The sequence below is a fragment of the Vibrio sp. 1457 genome (assembly GCF_033340195.1).
Lineage (GTDB): Bacteria > Pseudomonadota > Gammaproteobacteria > Enterobacterales > Vibrionaceae > Vibrio > Vibrio alginolyticus.
In genome coordinates this window covers 20996-39661 of the sequence record NZ_JAWOWA010000004.1, presented here as the reverse complement: position 1 = coordinate 39661, position 18666 = coordinate 20996, and the positions used below count along the sequence as shown (strand labels likewise).

The 18666-nt window shown below is 44.5% G+C and carries 16 protein-coding genes; 8 read left to right on the top strand and 8 right to left on the bottom strand.

The window, feature by feature from the left end:
* Window positions 1-71 precede the first annotated feature (71 nt).
* Both R7Z41_RS05450 and R7Z41_RS05445 read left to right on the top strand, forming a co-directional pair.
* Window positions 72-1427 (top strand): cache domain-containing protein, encoded by a 1356-nt coding sequence (locus tag R7Z41_RS05450; RefSeq protein ID WP_005376873.1) that lies wholly within the window; start codon window positions 72-74, stop codon window positions 1425-1427.
* The gene (locus R7Z41_RS05445) at window positions 1420-2058 is read left to right on the top strand and encodes a response regulator (protein WP_005376875.1); all 639 of its coding nucleotides are present in this window, start codon (window positions 1420-1422) and stop codon (window positions 2056-2058) included. The genes R7Z41_RS05450 and R7Z41_RS05445 overlap by 8 nt, the downstream gene beginning before the upstream one ends.
* Before the next feature lie 40 nt (window positions 2059-2098).
* Here the strand turns inward: R7Z41_RS05445 and R7Z41_RS05440 are convergent, their stop codons facing one another.
* Entirely contained in the window at window positions 2099-2575 is a 477-nt protein-coding gene (locus R7Z41_RS05440; RefSeq protein WP_005376877.1) for a MarR family winged helix-turn-helix transcriptional regulator, read from the bottom strand.
* A 387-nt stretch (window positions 2576-2962) separates the two neighbouring features.
* Between R7Z41_RS05440 and R7Z41_RS05435 the strand changes: the two genes are divergently transcribed.
* Window positions 2963-4534 (top strand): BCCT family transporter, encoded by a 1572-nt coding sequence (locus R7Z41_RS05435; RefSeq protein WP_005376879.1) that lies wholly within the window; start codon window positions 2963-2965, stop codon window positions 4532-4534.
* Between the two features lie 230 nt (window positions 4535-4764).
* The gene (locus R7Z41_RS05430) at window positions 4765-6648 is read left to right on the top strand and encodes a methyl-accepting chemotaxis protein (protein WP_005376880.1); all 1884 of its coding nucleotides are present in this window, start codon (window positions 4765-4767) and stop codon (window positions 6646-6648) included.
* Between the two features lie 72 nt (window positions 6649-6720).
* Here the strand turns inward: R7Z41_RS05430 and R7Z41_RS05425 are convergent, their stop codons facing one another.
* Window positions 6721-7440 (bottom strand): 3'-5' exonuclease, encoded by a 720-nt coding sequence (locus R7Z41_RS05425; protein ID WP_005376881.1) that lies wholly within the window; start codon window positions 7438-7440, stop codon window positions 6721-6723.
* Between the two features lie 8 nt (window positions 7441-7448).
* Window positions 7449-9338: a DUF294 nucleotidyltransferase-like domain-containing protein gene (locus R7Z41_RS05420; RefSeq protein ID WP_053306567.1), complete on the bottom strand. Its 1890-nt coding sequence runs from the start codon at window positions 9336-9338 to the stop codon at window positions 7449-7451.
* 314 nt (window positions 9339-9652) lie between these two features.
* On the opposite strand from R7Z41_RS05420, the gene R7Z41_RS05415 reads away from it, so the two are divergent.
* A complete protein-coding gene (locus R7Z41_RS05415) occupies window positions 9653-10294 on the top strand; it encodes an outer membrane beta-barrel protein (protein ID WP_054574733.1) in 642 nt (213 codons plus the stop codon).
* An 89-nt stretch (window positions 10295-10383) separates the two neighbouring features.
* Here R7Z41_RS05415 and R7Z41_RS05410 read toward each other — a convergent pair whose 3' ends face one another.
* The 3 genes from R7Z41_RS05410 to R7Z41_RS05400 form a co-directional block, all read right to left on the bottom strand.
* Window positions 10384-11574, bottom strand: coding sequence for an amino acid aminotransferase (locus R7Z41_RS05410; RefSeq protein ID WP_017636105.1), 1191 nt, complete (start codon window positions 11572-11574; stop codon window positions 10384-10386).
* A gap of 332 nt (window positions 11575-11906) precedes the next feature.
* Window positions 11907-12206: a hypothetical protein gene (locus tag R7Z41_RS05405; RefSeq protein WP_005376885.1), complete on the bottom strand. Its 300-nt coding sequence runs from the start codon at window positions 12204-12206 to the stop codon at window positions 11907-11909.
* 245 nt (window positions 12207-12451) lie between these two features.
* The gene (locus R7Z41_RS05400; RefSeq protein ID WP_017636104.1) at window positions 12452-12682 is read right to left on the bottom strand and encodes a hypothetical protein; all 231 of its coding nucleotides are present in this window, start codon (window positions 12680-12682) and stop codon (window positions 12452-12454) included.
* Window positions 12683-12940: 258 nt separating this feature from the next.
* Here R7Z41_RS05400 and R7Z41_RS05395 point away from each other — a divergent pair, with 258 nt between their 5' ends.
* Window positions 12941-14332, top strand: a complete 1392-nt coding sequence (locus tag R7Z41_RS05395) for a PLP-dependent aminotransferase family protein (protein WP_062730527.1) — start codon at window positions 12941-12943, stop codon at window positions 14330-14332.
* Between the two features lie 98 nt (window positions 14333-14430).
* Window positions 14431-14655 (top strand): hypothetical protein, encoded by a 225-nt coding sequence (locus R7Z41_RS05390; RefSeq protein WP_017636102.1) that lies wholly within the window; start codon window positions 14431-14433, stop codon window positions 14653-14655.
* Between the two features lie 91 nt (window positions 14656-14746).
* On the opposite strand, the gene asnS is transcribed toward R7Z41_RS05390, so the two are convergent.
* Window positions 14747-16147, bottom strand: a complete 1401-nt coding sequence (gene asnS, locus R7Z41_RS05385) for an asparagine--tRNA ligase (RefSeq protein WP_017636101.1) — start codon at window positions 16145-16147, stop codon at window positions 14747-14749.
* 189 nt (window positions 16148-16336) lie between these two features.
* Window positions 16337-17962, bottom strand: a complete 1626-nt coding sequence (locus R7Z41_RS05380) for a methyl-accepting chemotaxis protein (protein ID WP_213870738.1) — start codon at window positions 17960-17962, stop codon at window positions 16337-16339.
* Between the two features lie 293 nt (window positions 17963-18255).
* Between R7Z41_RS05380 and queD the strand changes: the two genes are divergently transcribed.
* Window positions 18256-18618, top strand: a complete 363-nt coding sequence (queD, locus tag R7Z41_RS05375) for a 6-carboxytetrahydropterin synthase QueD (RefSeq protein WP_005376896.1) — start codon at window positions 18256-18258, stop codon at window positions 18616-18618.
* The last annotated feature ends 48 nt before the right edge of the window (window positions 18619-18666 follow it).

Sequence of the window (18666 nt, the reverse complement as noted above, 5' to 3'; positions counted from 1 at the left end):
GCAGACACAATCGATTCGTTTGTACTGCTAAGATAGTAAGCTGTAAAGGCAGCGTTTCATGGAGGGAAGGGATGCCTCTCAAAGCAAAGTTAATTCTGCTGACACTGATACCCGTGGTATTGGTGTCAGCGAGTATCAGCTGGATCTCTATCTATCAAACCAAGACCCTTGGCAAAAGGGAGGTGGAGATCTTTCATCAAAACTTGATCCAATCAAAAGAAGCGGCGCTGAAAGATACGGTCGACGTCGCTTTTGACTCCATTTCTTACATCTACAACGATCCGACTTTAGAAGAGAGTGTTGCCAAAACGCGTGTGAAAGCGATTTTAAATCGTTTGAGTTATGGGTCGGACGGCTATTTTTTTGCTTATGATAAATATGGTACCAACCTTGTACACCCAGTTCTTCCGGAGCTTGTCGGGGAAAACTTACTCTATCTTGAAGACGAAAATGGCGATCGCTTAATCGAAGCTTTATTGTATCAAGCGCAATCAGGTGGTGGATTTCATCAGTACCTGTGGCAAAAGCCATCTACAGGTGAAGTTGTCCCTAAGCTTAGTTACGCTGCATGGCTCGATAAGTGGGAATGGATGATAGGGACTGGGCTGTATATTGAGGATGTCAGCCGAGAAGTCGCCAATATGCGCGCGGCAGTGAACAAAAATATCGAAACGACATTTTTCTCAGTCGTCGTGATCTTAGCGGTGACCGTTGCTGTAATCATTGTTCTCACTTTGGCGATCAATCTGCACGAGCATCGCCTCGCTGATAAGAACCTGAAAGAATTGGCACATAAAACCGTGATGTTCCAAGAAGATGAGAAAAAGCATTTAGCGCGAGAACTGCACGATGGAATCAATCAGTTGTTAGTCTCCAGTAAATGTCATTTAGACTTAATGAGTCATAGACTTGAAGACGAAAAACTCAAATCCCACTTAGATAAATCACAACGATCGCTCGTCACCGCGATAAATGAGGTGCGGCATATTTCTCATCAGCTCCGTCCAAGCGCCCTCGATGATATCGGTTTAGAAGCAGCACTGACGACCTTGCTACAGGATTTTCATTCCCATTCTGGGATTGATATCGAGAGCAATTTCGATACTCAGCAGCACAAACTGACTTCGGAAGTCGCAACGACGCTATATCGCGTCGCTCAGGAGTCTTTGAATAACATTGAAAAACATGCGCGAGCGAAAAAAGTAACGGTTACTTTGCAAAAAATGGGCAATATGCTGCAATTACTCATACGTGACGATGGGGTTGGATTTGTGGTTAACCATGCAGTGCACCAACAAGGGATTGGGTTAAGGAACATGCAAGAGCGTGTAGAGTTCATCGGTGGTGAATTTGAGCTAATGAGTGAGCTTGGCTTGGGAACAGAGATTACTGTGCTGCTTAATTTGGATGAAATAGTTTATGGATAAACCGATTAGTGTAGTGATTGTCGATGATCATCAAGTAGTATTGGATGGCTTCATGGCTCGTTTGGAGTTAGAGCCTGACATCGAAGTGGTGGGTACAGCAAGTAATGGCTTGGAAGCGATAGAGGTCGCAAAGCACTTGCAACCGGACGTCATATTGATGGATATCAGCATGCCAATAATGAACGGTATTGAAGCGACAGGTGTAATTAAAGAAGCGCGTCCAGAGAGCAAAATACTTATGTTGACCATGCACGATAATCGCGAGTACATCATGAAGGTCATGCAAGCTGGTGCCGTAGGATATATGCTCAAGGAAATCTCGGCCGAGAAAATGGTGCAAGCAATAAAAACGGTGAACCAAGGCTCGACGTATTTCTGTGAGTCCGTCACACAAACACTCTTTACCCAAGAAGTGGTGCCTGCCACGCAAAAAACGAATCCTCTCAGCCGCAGGGAAGAAGCGGTACTTAAATTGGTTGCTCAAGGAAACAGCAGCAAGAAAATCGCCACTTTACTCAATATTAGTTATCGAACGGTAGAGACGCATCGCCATAACATTAAGCACAAGTTGGACTTACATTCGACGGCAGAGTTAGCAAAATATGCGTTTGAAACTGGGTTGACTGAGTAGGAGAGTAGTGCCCGCAAAAAGCGAGCACGTGGGAGCGAAACTAATCGGCTTTGGTAATGCTACCAAGCTCTAGCATTGGAGCAACATCGATGTCCTCTGCATTCATCATCGTCGAGATGCGTTGAACGGAAGATAGTAGAAGGGATTGCTCCCATTCTTCCAATTTTTGGAATCGATTAATGAAGTGCTCTTGCAGCGGCGTTGGTGCTTGTTTTAAAGCTTCTTGGCCCTTGCTCGTAAGTACAGCATGCACTTTACGCTTGTCTTGAACACTGCGCTGACGCTCAACAAACTGGCCTCGTTCTAGTCTATCTAGAATGGTCGTTGCGGTCGCTTGGCTCATGTTAGTGTGGCTAGACAACTGTTTAATCGTCACGTTATCTAAGTCATTGATAGCGCGCATCAAAATCAACTGTGGAGCAGTCAATCCAGACTCTTTGCTCAGCTTTTTAGAATGTAAATCAATAGCGCGGATGATCTGACGAATCGAGACCAATACTTCTTCGTACTTTTCCAATTTATTCATCCAGTCTGTAGGGAACATTTATCGAGGCGACACTAACTTAAATGCGCCCTTATTTAAAGGGGGGAAATCAAAAATTACCCCTACAATTTTACGCCGTGTCCTCAATACCATTTTGTCGCGCCTTTTCGACAAAATAAGAAGAGCTAAAATTATTATAGCAATAAATGTTTGTGGTCTAACTATTGTAGTAGTGATTTGTTCTATCAAAGGCCGTAATCACACAGTGAAAAGTAAGTTATTGGATTTTTTAATAGCAAAAAGATAGACAAAAACGTGTCAAATGATAGGATCTTGCGCCTTCACGGAATGCAAAACGTATCGTGTTCGAAAGATTTTTTTGTTTGGTACGTAAAAACACTACAAAAATAGAGAGGAACGATGACAAAGGGTATAGATAAGTACAGTATCGATAGTACCGACTATACGGTAGGTCAGGACAACGTTCAAAAATGGGGTTTTGATGTTCATAACCCAGTTTTTGGTATTAGTGCAGGTTTAATTGCGCTGTTTCTTGTCGCTGCATTAGTTCTAGATGCACATACCGCAAAGACGGCACTTGATGGGCTGAAGTGGAAAATTATTGGTTCATTCGATTGGTTGTTCATTATTGCAGGTAACATTTTCGTTATTTTCTGTTTGGCGCTTATCGTCTCACCAATGGGTAAGATCCGACTAGGTGGTAAAGACGCTGTTGCCGATTACTCGTTTATGTCATGGCTTGCAATGCTATTTGCAGCTGGTATGGGTATCGGTTTAATGTTCTGGAGTGTTGCAGAACCTGTCGCTTACTTCACCGGTTGGTATGAAACGCCACTTGGTGTTGAGGCAAATACACCAGAAGCCGCGAGATTGGCACTGGGTGCAACGATGTTCCACTGGGGCCTTCACCCATGGGCAATTTACGGTGTTGTAGCACTTTCTTTAGCATTCTTTGCCTACAACAAAGGTTTACCGCTATCTATGCGTTCGATCTTCTACCCACTTCTGGGTGATCGTGCATGGGGTTGGGCTGGCCACATTGTGGACATTCTGGCTGTGCTTGCGACTTTATTTGGTCTTGCTACATCCCTAGGTCTAGGTGCGCAGCAAGCAGCAAGTGGTATTCATCACGTATTTGGTGTTGAGCCAGGCCTAGGTCTGCAAATCGTCGTTATTACCGTGGTGACTTTACTTGCTGTTGTTTCAGTCGTACGCGGCATCGATGGTGGTGTTAAAGTCATTAGTAACATCAACATGGTTGTGGCGTTCTTGCTACTTCTCCTTGTTGGTCTTATCGGTTGGGCGGCGAGCCTAGGTTCGATTCCAACCACACTTATGGCATATGTAGAGAATATCATCCCACTAAGTAACCCGTTTGGTCGTACGGACGAAGCTTGGTTCCAAGGCTGGACAGTGTTCTACTGGGCTTGGTGGATTTCATGGTCGCCATTCGTAGGCATGTTCATCGCGCGTGTTTCTCGTGGCCGTACCGTTCGCGAGTTCATCACAGCAGTTCTGCTGGTTCCAACTGCGGTTACCGTTGTTTGGATGTCTGTATTTGGTGGCCTTGCGATCGAGCAAGTTGTTGATAAAGTAGGTGAGCTGGGCACAAATGGCTTGACTGACGTATCACTTGCTATGTTCCAAATGTTTGATGTTCTTCCATTTGGTAGCATGCTTTCTATCATCGCTGTTGTGCTGGTACTTGTGTTCTTCATTACGTCTTCTGACTCTGGTTCACTTGTTATCGACAGTATCACGGCAGGTGGTAAAGTCGATGCACCTGTACTTCAACGTGTCTTCTGGGCATTCATGGAAGGTGCAATTGCGGTTGCTCTGCTATGGATTGGTGGCTCCGAGGCTGTTCAAGCTCTTCAGGCCGGTGCCATTTCTACAGCACTGCCATTTACCTTCATTCTGCTTGCAATGTGTGTGAGCTTATTGATGGGTATGCGAACTGAGCGTCAGTAATTCGGCATTTTATAAAACCGTCTGACTAACAATTAATCAAAAGGCCAGCAATTTGCTGGCTTTTTTGTGCGGTTTTTATGACGCTTGAGACAAAAAAATGACACATGAAAGTTCATATTTTACAAAGAGTTAATGTGCTATTTTGTTTTTTAAAAATTAGTGAATAGTCGTAAAAAAGTGTGTAATATTCATGCACCTTAACTGTTCTCCCAACTCAAAAAACTATAAATATGAAATTATCATTAAAACAAAAGCTTATAGGCGCAAGCCTTTCTGCTGTTGTTGTGATGGCAACAGCACTTACTTGGTTGTCGGCTGGTCAATTATTTGATCAGACTCGTTCAGGTGTCTATTCACGTGCGCAAAGTCTTAGTACTACTGCGTCAGAGGGAATTTCTGATTGGGTCAATATCCGTAAAGATATTGCCACTGCGTTCAACGACTACTCGACCGAGCAAGACGTTGTTCCTTTCCTACAACAAGCTCGCAAGGCTGGTGGCTTCGATGACATCTTCCTTGGTACACCAAACGGTGATATGTACCGCTCTCATCCGGAGCGTAACCGTGCTGATTATGACCCTCGCACACGTCCTTGGTACAAGGATGCTGATGCCGCGGGTAAGCAAATCATCACAGCCGCATATCAAGACGCAATCACGAATGCACTACTTGTGACCATTGCTGAGCCAGTAATGAAAAATGGTCAGTTTGTTGGTGTTGTTGGTGCGGACGTACTGATCGATCAGCTTATCAGCGATGTGATTAACTTAGATGCAGGTGAAAACGCGCATGCGATGCTAATCGACATGAATGAAGGCACCTTCTTAGCGCATCCAGATAAAAGCTTGACGCTTAAGCCTATCACCAGTGTTCTAAAAGATTTTTCAGAAGAGGCAATTGAGCGCGCCGCCGATGAAGGTCGTATCGAAGATACGGTAATCAAAGGAAAAGAGAAGCTTTACTACTTCAATAAAGTTCCTGGTACGCATTGGATGTTTGCGATTGAAATGGATCGCGCAACAGAAGAAGCAGGTCATGCGGTATTGCTACGAGATCTATTGTTCACTGCTGTGGCGATCACGATTGTGGTTATTCTTGCAGTTTCTTGGCTAGTTGGTTTCTTGTTCCGTGACTTGAACCGCGTATCAAATGCACTGGAAGAAATTGCATCTGGCGAAGGTGACTTAACGCAACGCCTAGAACCACGCAGTGATGATGAAGTAGGTAAACTGGCGGAAAACTTCAACCGTTTTGTTGGCAACATGCACACAATGGTTACTAAGCTTAGCCACGTATCTTCTGCGCTTTCAGAGCAAGCACGCACGACAGCACAGCAAGCTGAGGAGCGTAGTCAGCGTATCTCTTACCAGCAAGATGAAATCAACATGGTGGCGACGGCTGTGAACGAAATGGCAGCAGCGACACAAGAAATTGCAGGTAATGCTGATAGTACGGCAAGTAACTCAGAAGAAGCGGTTCAAGCTTGTTCACACGGTTCAAGCCAAGTAACTCAAACGCAAGGCTCTATTCAGAACTTAGCGCAAGAAGTTCAAGTTGCTACTGATGTGATTCAAGAGCTAGAAGCACACGGAAATAGCATCAATACGATTCTATCAACGATTCAAGGCATTGCAGAGCAAACGAACCTACTTGCACTTAACGCGGCGATCGAAGCGGCACGTGCAGGTGAGCAAGGCCGTGGTTTTGCTGTGGTTGCAGATGAAGTCCGCGTATTGAGCCAACGTACTCATGCTTCAACGCAAGAGATTCAAGAAACTATCGAGATGCTACAAGGCACAACAGCCAAAGCGGTCGGTATTATGGGTGACAGTCGTCGTCTAGCTGATACCAGTGTTGATGATGCCAATGCGGCTGCAGCGAGCTTGACGCAAATCCACACTGCTGTTGAGCGTATCAGTGATATGGCAACGCAGATTGCTTCAGCAGCAGAAGAGCAAGCATCGGTAACCACTGAGATCACTCGTAACACTGAAGGTATTCGTGACGTGTCTAACGAGTTGTCAGTCGAAGCTCATCAAGCAGCAGAACAAGCTGCTCACCTGTCTGAGCTATCACACGAACTTGAACAAGAGATTCAACGCTTTAAGCTGTAATCTTGTCTCAAGCTAAGCAAAAAAAAGGAGCCATCTGGCTCCTTTTTTGATCGCTATTAAGCGTGAAGTATACTACAGCCAGAACTCACTGATGGGTTGCTCTTCACTGTAATGATGGGCGATTTGCGCTTGCAGTAGCTCTGCGGTAGCAATTGCATCGGTTAATGCATGGTGAGGCGTATAGTCTGGCAGCCCATAACGGCGTCGAGATTGCGCTAGCCGAACCGATTCTGGTTTTTTCCCTTTTAAACGCTCCCAGAGAGAGCCTGAACGTTTCTGTTGAATCGTTTCTTCAAGGTGCAGCGTATCTAAAACAGGAAACTCAATACCTTCCCCTAAACGGCTTTTGAGCGCTTTATCCAGAAACTCTCTCTCGATACGACGGTAATGAACAACAATGATTTTCCCGCTTAAGCATGGTAGCAGCTCGCTTAAGATATCGCCTAAGTCAGGTGCATCGATCAATTCGCTGTGAGTAATACCGTGTATAATGACTGAATCTTCATCGAGTGCACGCTGTGGACGTACCTTCCAATGACGCGAGTTACGTAGGAAAATTCGCTTCAGGTTAAACGGCACCAAACCAATAGTAATGATGTCATGTTTTTCAGGATTCAAACCCGTCGTTTCGAAATCTAACGCCACGAACTCCACCTCAGATAACGGTGTTTCTGGAGCAGGCGGCTTGTTGCTATAAAACGCAATTAAATTCTCATCCTTCGCCATCTCCAGCTTTTGTTCAAACTTCGTTGGCCACTGAATGGTTGGCTTCTGAAAGAGCTTTTTAATCATGCTAAACCTCACTTAAAGCTCTTGTTCGCTTGGTAGCGGAACTTAAGGAAATTTTGACCATTGCTTAGGATCTGGAATGCATCCTTTAGGTTGCGACGTTCAAACTCAGAGAGGTTTTCCGGTTCGATATTGTTATCAGGCTCAATGCCTAGTTCCACATCCGTCGCTTGGTGACGAATACGTACCATGGAAATAAATTCTAACGCGTCTTTTAAGTCTTGTGCTCGACCTTTTGGCAAAATGCCAGCATCAATAATGTCGTCAAGACGCTCAAACGAGTTCTGTGCACGTGAACCAACCGCCAGAGAGTGAACGCGAATTAAGTCGACCAGAGGAGCAGTACCGCGACGTTTGAGGTTGATGGAGTTGTTGTGTCTGCCATCTTTTTCCATCACGAAGTCTTTAAAGAAGCCTAGAGGTGGTGTTCTGTTTAGTGCGTTACGAGCCAAACACGCTAAGAAGCGGTTGTTCTTTCGAGCGCGACGAACAATAAAGCTAGTTAACTGTTCTGCCCATTTTAAGCGGCCATAGACGCCATCTAAGTCGAAAAAGATAGAGGCGTTGAGTAGTGCTTTCGGGTTCGGGTTATCAATCCAGTCAGCAAAACATTCTTCCCACTCTGAACGAGTCATGCGCCATAGTGGGTTGGTTGCCATAATATCGCCTGTGCAATATTTGTAGCCACAGGCATCTAACCCATCGCTGACGTATTTTGCTAGGGCTTCGAAGTATTTACCATGTTTCTCTTCTTGATAGGTCTCATCTAGAATGATGGCGTTATCTTGGTCAGTCACCAACAGTTGCTCATCTCGCCCCATTGAGCCAAGTGCAAGGAAACAATAAGGAATTGGCGGTGGGCCAAGCTCTTCTTCTGCCATTTCTAGCAGACGTTGTTTGAAGCTTCGGCCAATGACCGACATCGCGCTACCCACCATGTGAGAGTTGGCATCTTCATTGACCAGACGCACGAAGCTGCTTTTCACTTCTTCGGCAACAACGGCTAAATCTTCGATAGTCTGTTGTTGGAAAATACTACTCACCAACAACAACGAATTCTGAGATTCATAACGAACAATGTCGGTAGTTTCGATAATACCGATTGGTAATTGGTTTTTTACCACTGGTAGGTGATGTACGTTGTAACGCAGCATCGTTAACATTGCTTCATAGATGTAAGCGTTGTGGTCAAGAGACATGACCTCCGTGGTCATCACACTAGACACATCGTCCTGTGGGGACAAACCTTCAGCTAACACACGGGTACACAAGTCACGGTCAGTAATGATACCAAGTACTGGGGACTGTGGATCGTCTTCGTCACGAAGGAAATCTGGGTCGACGATAAGTAAAGCCGATACGTTGTCATTCGCCATTTGCTGCGCGGCTTGCTGGATTGTCTGACCACGATCAATCGTATGAGCATCGCCAGTTAGCAAGGTTTTCACTTTCGACGTCGTCAGGTCATTGGCGTCTTTGTTTTCTGAAATGGCTTGGCGTAAACGAGCGCTATTTTCAACTTCAACAAAATCCGCAAAGGAATCAAAGTTATCGTAAATTTCTTGGAAAATGTCACCAGGAATACAGTAGAGCAGGGTATCCTCAATGGCTTTTACCGGAAAGCGGACTTTGTTATTGGTGAGCATGCCCATCTGGCCAAATAGGTCACCTTCGTCAAGGCGGTTATACAGCTCACCTTTGCGTCGATAAACTTCAACAACACCGCTTCGCACCACGTATAAATCTTGGATATAGTCTCCAAAATGGATGATGGGGGTATCTTCTCGGTAGTACGAGATTTCGACACTCTCTGTCACCTTGTTTAGTGTTTCTTCAGGGAGTTCATTGAACGGGGGATACTTGGCGAGAAAGTTGTAAATCTCGAGAAGTTCTGCATCCATCGAAGGCGCCTTTTAGTTCGCAAATAATAAAGTAATCTTAACTTAGTTTTAAAACAGAGTCTTATCTGAACCGAGATTTTCGTGCTCAGTCATAAGATTCTGACATATCGCACGATAAGGGAGCTTCATTTTTACTACTATATGATCACCTCAATTGAAAAAGACGTCGTCGATATGTTTTCTTCGTGATGAATGATTAGCTCTTTGGCTGTTTCAGATCGTTATCACGTCTTTAGATTACGCTATTCTTTTTGAGCCAAGTAGCTCAGGCGATGGAATACAGTGTTTAGATAATTCTCATGAAAGGAAGTCGAATGGTGAGAAATTTATTGCTTGTTTCTTTAGCTGCTTTGCCGGCGATATCAAGCGCAGCGGTCATGGACCAAGCAGAAAAATTTGGGTACGAACACATTCATTTGGATGTTGGTGCCGGAACGACAAACGAAGAATGGTTAGATAACTCTAATGCGACCACAGTTGGACTCGGTGGTAACTATTTGTTTACTGAGAACTGGTTGTTTAATGTTGATTACTCAGCGCAGTTTTTCCATCCGGATGATTTTACTCTTCGCATTGACCGCCTTTTGTTTGGTGGTGGTTACCGTTATGGAGTTACAGAGCAATTCGATATCTACGGGATATATGGAATAGGCGCAATCAAAGCGAAAGCGACGGACGACAAAACGGATAATACGTTGTCTTCCGATAGCGAATTGATTCAAGCTGTAACTGTTGGGGTGAATTACTTGCTCAGTGAAAAGCTTATTGCGACAGCTGAAGTGGAGTTTAACCGTAGTGATATCGTTGATGAGAACAATTTTAAGATCGGTTTTAACTACCAATGGCATAAAGTCATCGGCACTGGTCTTTTTTATCAGTTTAGAGATACTGATTACAGCGGTGAAAGCTCAGATTACGTCAATGAAGTAGGGCTGAGTTTGAAGTTTGTCTACTAGATCGGACGGGTTCGTTTTTGGCGTTAAGTTAAAACAAAAAAGGTCAGCTTATGCTGACCTTTCCTTTTAATAAAGTATGCGACAGTCGATTATAAAACCGCTGCAATGCCTTTACACAGAGGGCCCATATTTGACTTCGTCATACCAGCAACACTGATTCGGCCAGAACCGACAATGTAAATACCGAACTCTTCTTTAAGGCGGTTAACTTGCTCTTTAGAAAGACCAGAGAAAGAGAACATACCATTTTGACGTTCGATGAAACTAAAGTCTGCGTCCACACCCTCTGCTTTTAGTGTCGCTACAAATAGTTCACGCATTTCTTGAATGCGGTCACGCATTTCTGCTACTTCAGCTTCCCATTCCGCACGCATTTCGGCGTTGCCAAGAATGTGAGTCACGACAGCGCTGCCGTGTGCAGGTGGGTTAGAGTAGATAGAGCGAATAATGGCTTTAACTTGAGAAAAAGCGGTTGTTGCGACTTCTTCTGACTCAGCTACTAACGTGAAGGCACCTACGCGTTCATTGTATAGGCCAAAGTTTTTCGAGAAAGAGCTCGCGACTAGGATTTCTTTGTTGTATTTAGCAAAAGTACGAAGACCTGCAGCATCTTCTTCCACACCTTTAGCAAAGCCTTGGTAGGCGAAGTCGAACAGAGGAAGCAACTTCTTCTCTGCGACAAGTTTCGCCAATGTTTCCCATTCTTCAGCTGTAGGATCGATCCCTGTAGGGTTGTGACAGCAGCCGTGTAGAAGCACGATGTCGCCTTCAGATGCAGATTGCAGATCATTTAGCATCGCGTCGAAGTCTTTGTCTTTTGTTTCAGCATTGTAGTAGCTGTATTGTGCCGTTTCGATACCAGCAGCAGTAAATACGCCGTTGTGGTTCGCCCATGTAGGATTGCTGATCCAGATCTTTACATCGCCTAGTTGACGTTTAATGAACTCGCCGGCAACACGTAGTGCACCAGTACCACCCGGAGCTTGCGCTGTTTTAGCGCGTTTTTCGTTTACAATTTCTGCATCAGAGCCGAAAAGCAGTTTTTGCACTGCAATACCGTACTCTGCTGTGCCTTCGATGGTTAGGTAAGATTTGGTTTTTTCAGTTTCAACAAGTGCTGCTTCAGCTTTCTTTACTGTCGCAAGAACGGGAGTTTCGCCTTGCTCGTTTTTGTAAATACCTACGCCAAGGTTAATTTTGTCTGCGCGAGCATCTTTTTTAAACTCTTCAGTAAGGCCAAGAATAGGGTCAGCCGGAGCGGCAACTACTTTTTCAAACATAATCTTCATCCATGTTAATCGAAGGGGTGTGCTAACATTTATACCTTTCAGCAATATTGGTTACAACCGTTACTGAAAAGAAAACCTAAAAAAGTTGCGATTTGAAACAGAATTCTAACATAACTAAAGTTTTTGCCATGAAAACGTTTGGTAGACACAGAGTTTGAAGGGCATTTATGCCATGGTTGGAGAAGTTTTGCACACATCCCAATCGTTTCAATTCAGTGCTTTGCGTTAACGCGTTTATAATTGTCTAGTGAGGGTTTGTTGAGACAAAAACGCCCCACCAAAGGTGGAGCGTTTACTGTTAGAAGTATGGATATCGGTTGGGGTTATTTCTTCAGATTGATTTCCGACTCAACCGCATTGGTTTCGATGTCAGGGTTAGAAGAAAGTTTTTCAGTCGCCCAGTCGTTCATATGCTTTAAGATCGCTTTTAATGCGTGCTTTTCGGTTGGTACTTCTGTCTTTTCAACTTCAAGTTTTTGCTTCGGATGCGTACCCGTCGCATCTTCCGCAACGTGTAGCCAATCTGGGTGCCAGTAATAAGGTTGGCCGGAAGGAGAGCTCCAAGAATGTACGCCGTTGGATTCACCTTTGTATTTAATATCTTCTTCGTTGTATTTCGCCATTATTGTTTTCTCTCATAATCCATGAGTTGAGGTGTGCATCACCATTACTATTTAAATGTAACAGATGTAATGAAAATTAATGTGATAACAATCGACTTATTTTGCCCTTTGAACGCTATAGAAGATGCGTACTTCTCATTCAGAAGAATTTACTATTTGGCAGGTTTTAGCTTTATTTGTGTTTAAAGCATACAACGATGGATTCGCCTACCTAATGCTATTCTTGAACGGTGATAGAGCCTAAACTACTCGTCATTCAAGTGTTTGAGAATCGCCGCTTTTGCATGCTCTTCTGTCGCTGTTTCTCCATCAGGGACTTCAAGGTCAGCCTTTTTGTGTTCACCCAAAGCATCTTCAGCGATATGCAGCCAATCAGGATGCCAATAATAAGGGGTGGTACTGCCAGGATGGTCCCAACTATGTACACCTTTATGTTTTCCGCGATACGAGAGATCGTCCATTGTAAAAACTTTCATCGCTTCCTCCTGATTTAAAGACAGTAGTTCGAAGTGAGTTTAACGCACTCAGTCCAACGTAAAACCTTGGCTTTTAGGTATTGCAAAGATGTGAGGCAATATGTGTGTAACGGTCAAAGTATGAGATATAAACGCTCACTTCGTGGCTGAAATATCTATTATAAGCTTGATAAATTACGTTGCTAAATTGAATACTCCCATATCAGAATGCTGGCGCGAAGTATGCTATGGTGCGGCTGTAAGTGAAATGAGGGAAACATGAACCGATACCGTCAACTGGCTGAGCTGTTCAAAACGCAGATTCAGCAAAATACTTGGAGAGCAGGGGAAAAGCTGCCATCAGTGCGTGTAACAAGCCGAAACCATTCTGTCAGCGCAGGTACGGTATTACAAGCTTATCAGCTGCTCGAAGCACAAGGTTGGGTCGCAGCGAAACCTCAGTCTGGATACTTTGTTACTGCGGAGTTGGACCGCTTCGAACCGAGTTCTCCAGCCACTTCCGTTTATCGCTCTAGCATCAACGATGAACTTTACGACTACCTCAAAAATCAGGCCTCACCGAATGCGGTGAAGTTTGGCTCCGCGTTTCCAGACCCAGCATTGTTCCCATTAGAAGCGCTAAACCGCAACCTAGCCAGCTCAGGCAGGAAGATGGGGGCAGAGACGTTATTGGATAACTTGCCGCCGGGCTGTGAGTCTCTACGCCGTTTGATTGCTCAACGGTACATCCAACAAGGTATGGTGTTTACCCATGATGATATTGTCGTTACTTCTGGCGCATTAGAAGCGTTGAATTTGAGCCTTCAGGCCGTGACCCAGCCTGGAGATACTGTTGTAGTTGAATCACCGACGTTTTATGGCGCACTTCAAGCGATTGAACGTTTAGGTCTAAAGGCGATAGAAATAACGGTGGATCCGTTAACTGGACATTCAGTGGATCAAATTGAAGCGACTTTTGCCGGCAATGATGTTCGCGCATGTTGGTTAATGACTAACTTTCACAATCCAACAGGAACTTTATTAAGTGACGGGCAGAAGCAACGTATCGTCGAACTGGCTGACAAATACGATGTGTACTTGATCGAAGATGATGTGTATTCAGAGCTTTATTTTTCTGAAAAAAAGCCAAGCTCACTTAAAGCTTTTGATACACAAGAGCGCGTGTTGCATTGTGGATCATTTTCAAAAAGTCTTTGCCCTGGCTATAGGCTGGGCTGGGTGGTAAACAAACGCTTCAATGAGCAACTTCAAAAGCTGCAACTTATCTCGACGTTGTCAGGCAGTGCACCAATCCAGCAGGGTATCGCGCATTACTTGCAAAACGATAGTTATGATAGCCATCTTAGAAAACTGCGAAAGAATCTTGAGCAGCGGCAATTGGCGTTTATTGAACTGGTTGATAAGTACTTTCCCCAATCGATTCGTTACACGCAACCGGAAGGCGGCTATTTTCTTTGGATAGAACTGCCGAAAACAAAGTGCGGAAAAGCGATTTATCAGAAGTTATTGGAAGCGAACATCACTGTAGCATTTGGTCAGTTGTTTTCTATCGCTCCAAATTATGAGAACTACCTGAGGCTTAATACATCGTTACTTGTAAATGATGAATTAGAACAAGCCGTGAAGACGGTCGGAGAATTACTTCATTAGCCAACTGTTTACCTGTTTTTTGCTCAAACTGTATCAGTGGACGATACCGAAGCTGTGTTTCAATCATGGGCAAACAACCATTTAGGTTAGGAGCCGTAATGAAAAAGCAGTTGGTAAAGCATGAACTTAGGTTGATGGGTGTTGCTATTTTTAGCGCATTTTTGTTGGTGTTTGCACATTTGATATTGGCGAAATCTTTTTCTCATATGGTTTGGACGGAATACACTGCTGCCGTTATCCCATTTGTGATGTTTGGCTTGTGTGTGGTTGGAGTAAAATACGCAGCGCGAGCAGATGAGGATGACGACGAAAATAACAACTAGAGTGCATACATCGGTTGCTAGAAAATCATTCGTACAAAATAAAAGACCTCCACATGGGAGGTCTTTTTAATTCCATATCACTAAAAAGTGATTAGAAGTTCGCAGAGCGAGGAGTACGTGGGAATGGGATCACGTCACGAACGTTGCCCATACCAGTTACGTAAGATACTAGGCGCTCGAAGCCCAGACCGAAGCCTGCGTGTGGCACTGTACCGTATTTACGTAGGTCGCGGTACCAGCTCATATGTTCAGGATCGATACCCACTTCACGCATACGTGCATCTAGAATGTCTAGGCGCTCTTCACGCTGAGAACCACCGATGATTTCGCCGATGCCCGGTGCTAGAACGTCCATCGCTGCAACTGTTTTACCGTCATCGTTAGCACGCATGTAGAATGCTTTGATGTCTTTCGGGTAGTTCTTAACGATTACAGGTGCTTTGAAGTGTTCTTCAGCAAGGAAACGCTCGTGCTCAGAAGACATATCGATACCCCATTCAACTGGGAATTCGAACTCACGACCTGAATCAAGAAGGATCTGGATTGCGTCAGTGTAGTCAACTTGCGCGAAGTCAGAAGAAACGAACTGCTCTAGACGAGTGATTGCTTCTTTGTCGATGCGTTGAGCGAAGAACTCAAGGTCATCGCGACACTCTGCAAGCACTGCTTTAAACACGTACTTGAGCATGTCTTCAGCCAGTTTCGCTACATCATCCAGTTCTGCGAACGCAACTTCAGGCTCAACCATCCAGAATTCTGCTAGGTGGCGGCTTGTGTTTGAGTTTTCAGCACGGAAAGTAGGGCCGAAAGTGTAAACTTTGCTTAGCGCACAAGCGTAAGCTTCTGCGTTTAGCTGACCAGATACGGTTAGGAACGTCTCTTTACCGAAGAAGTCTTCGTTGTAGTCCACTTTACCAGCGTCAGTGCGAGGAAGGTTTTCCATGTCTAGCGTAGATACGCGGAACATTTCACCAGCGCCTTCAGCATCTGAAGCCGTGATCAACGGCGCAGATACCCAGAAGTAACCTTGCTCGTGGTAGAAGCGGTGGATTGCTTGAGATAGGCAGTTACGTACACGTGCTACTGCACCGATTACGTTTGTGCGCGGACGTAGGTGCGCAACTTCACGTAGGTACTCGATTGAGTGACGAGTTTTTGCCATTGGGTAAGTTTCAGCATCTTCAACCCAACCAACCACTTTAACGTCAGTGGCAGCAAGTTCGAAGTCTTGACCCTTTGCAGGAGATTCAACAATCTTACCAGTTACTTCAACAGAGCAGCCAGTCGTTAGCTTTAATACTTCGTCTTCGTAATTATTAAGATTATTTGGGACCACGGCCTGAATCGGGTCGAAACAAGAGCCGTCATATATGGCAAGGAAAGAGATTCCAGCTTTGGAATCACGACGTGAACGGATCCAGCCACGAACAGTCACTTCGCTGTCTACTGCTAGCTGACCTTTCAATACGTCTGATACAGGCGCGTAAGTCATGTTTTCAATATTCTCCATTGAGGTAAAAATTCAACTCAACGCTTACTTAAAGTACTTGTCTGATAACATTTTTGTTCAAAAAACAAGCTAAGCGCTGAGTTGGGTAGCATTTTACAGATTCAACGAGACATATTACCTGTCAATTCGCTCGCATCAACCTTTATATTCGTTTTGATGGGGAGAATCTCTCTATTTATTCACTCTTTTGTGCTCTGAAAGTGTGAATTGGTTTAGTAATTGCTCTAAACGTTCGGATAGATGCTCTAAATCAACACTAATATCACGCGTGTGCGATGCTGATTGCGATGTGTCGTTAGCATGCAGTGTGATCACATCTATTTTAGATTGAATATGCTGACTTACATCAGATGTGGTTTGCGTCTGGTTTTGGATATCTTCTGCATGTTTGAGCACTTGGCGCATTTCGTCAACAACGTTATGCATTGTGGCTGATAGTGCCTCGACATCGACAGAGCGTTGATGAGCAAACTGGCAGACGGTATCAACAGAAGTTAATGACTCTTCACTTCCTTGCTGGAATTGAGAAATGATATGTTCAATATTACCAGTGGCTTCAGCCGTCCTAGAAGCCAGGTTACGCACTTCTTCCGCGACGACCGCAAAACCGCGTCCTTGCTCTCCGGCACGGGCGGCTTCAATAGCAGCATTCAACGCGAGCAGATTGGTTTGTTCTGCAATACCCTTAATAACCACAAGAATGGACGACACTTCTTCGGTTCTTTGGTTTAGAGAGCTGATTTTTTCCCGTACAGTATCAATGTTACTCACTAGTTGTTTGATGTCTTCACTTACATTGTGTGCTTGGCTTGCACTATGAGTGGCGACATCAACGGTGTGATTGACCAAAACAGTAGCGTTGTTAGTCGAGTCCTCAACCGCAGTTTGTTGCTGCAACATATCGGTGATATTACTTTGTACTTCGTTGGTCTCTAGCTGTTGGTTATTGGCCGCTTTATCTGTGGACTGCGCGACAGCAGTTAGTTTACTCGCGGAGTCGGCAAGTGAGTGAGAGGTGTCTTGCACACGTTCTAAGCTTTCGGAGACCGTATCCATGAATGAATTGATTGCAGTAGAAAGTTGGCCCACTTCATCCTGTTGGTGATGCATAAGTCGTTGAGATAGATCTTTGCTATGGCTCACATTCGACATGAATTTCGACGTTCTTTGAATTGGTCGTACAATGATTTTCTGAATCAAACTCATCGTTATGATGAAGCCCACAAATGCGATTACGGCCATTATTCCCATCGCAAACATTGCCTGTTTACTGATCATTGAATTGACATGATTCATGTTGTATTCCAAGCGAATCGCGCCCAACACTTCTCCTGCTGGTGCAACGTGGCAAGAAACGCAGTTGGTGCCACGGTAATTTTCGCTCGATTTCATTGGTAGTGCGACTACTAACCCTTTGCCCCAATCGGCTGAGATTGGTTCAATCACCAGTTCACCATTCAACGCTCGTTGATCAATATCATCGACAGGCTGCTGGTTTTGTTGCCCAGGTCCGTAAAGTTTGGTCACAGTATCAGCTCGCAACACGCGAACTGCTTCAATGCCTTCTTGGGCCAGGGCCTTTTGACGTAAGGTTTCTTTTTGCGACATGGTGCCCGTAAGCATCATCATATTTAGGCTATCGAAATAATTACTAGCCTTATCATGGAGTTGTTCACTAAGAACATCATTGATTAAGGTTTTTTGTTGATGGTATTGGTAAGCCGTAGAGGCAGCTAGAACGCAGCTGAAGACAGCAATTAACGCCAGTAAGAGCTTAAAAGTGATAGTTGAGCGCATAAATTTATAAGTGTAATTGGAACGAACTGCACAATATTAATGTGCACAAATGCGCACTGCGAACAACGAAATGAATGATTGTGACCCCACACATGTTGGGGATATGTAATTGTGATGTGAGTGCTGTGTAATCAAATGTTTGGCGCGTGACAGAAATACGGCGCTTTGGTGTGAGTGATAGCAAAGAGGCCAGGAACCAGCGGAAGTTTTTGCTACGCTTGTATGGGGTAACGCTTGTCTCTTGGCAGCGAATTCCTTAGTATTGCCTGTCTTTTTAAAGCCTGAGAATCAAGATGAAAACAGAATTATACAAAGAGTTTATGTTCGAAGCAGCACACCATTTGCCACACGTACCAGAAGGTCACAAGTGTGGTCGTTTGCACGGACACTCTTTCCTTGTTCGTCTTTATGTAGAAGGTGAAGTTGATCCACATACAGGTTGGGTAGTGGATTTTGCAGAGATCAAAGCTGCATTTAAACCAATTTACAATCGCTTAGACCATTACTACCTAAACGACATTGAAGGGTTAGAGAACCCGACTAGCGAAGTGTTAGCGAAATGGATTTGGCAGCAGCTTAAGCCAAGCTTACCACTGCTAAGTAAAGTAGAAATCAAAGAAACGTGCACAGCGGGTTGTATTTACAAAGGCGAATAAGTCACTTTCTATTGAGCATTAAACAAAGGCAAGCGAGAAGCTTGCCTT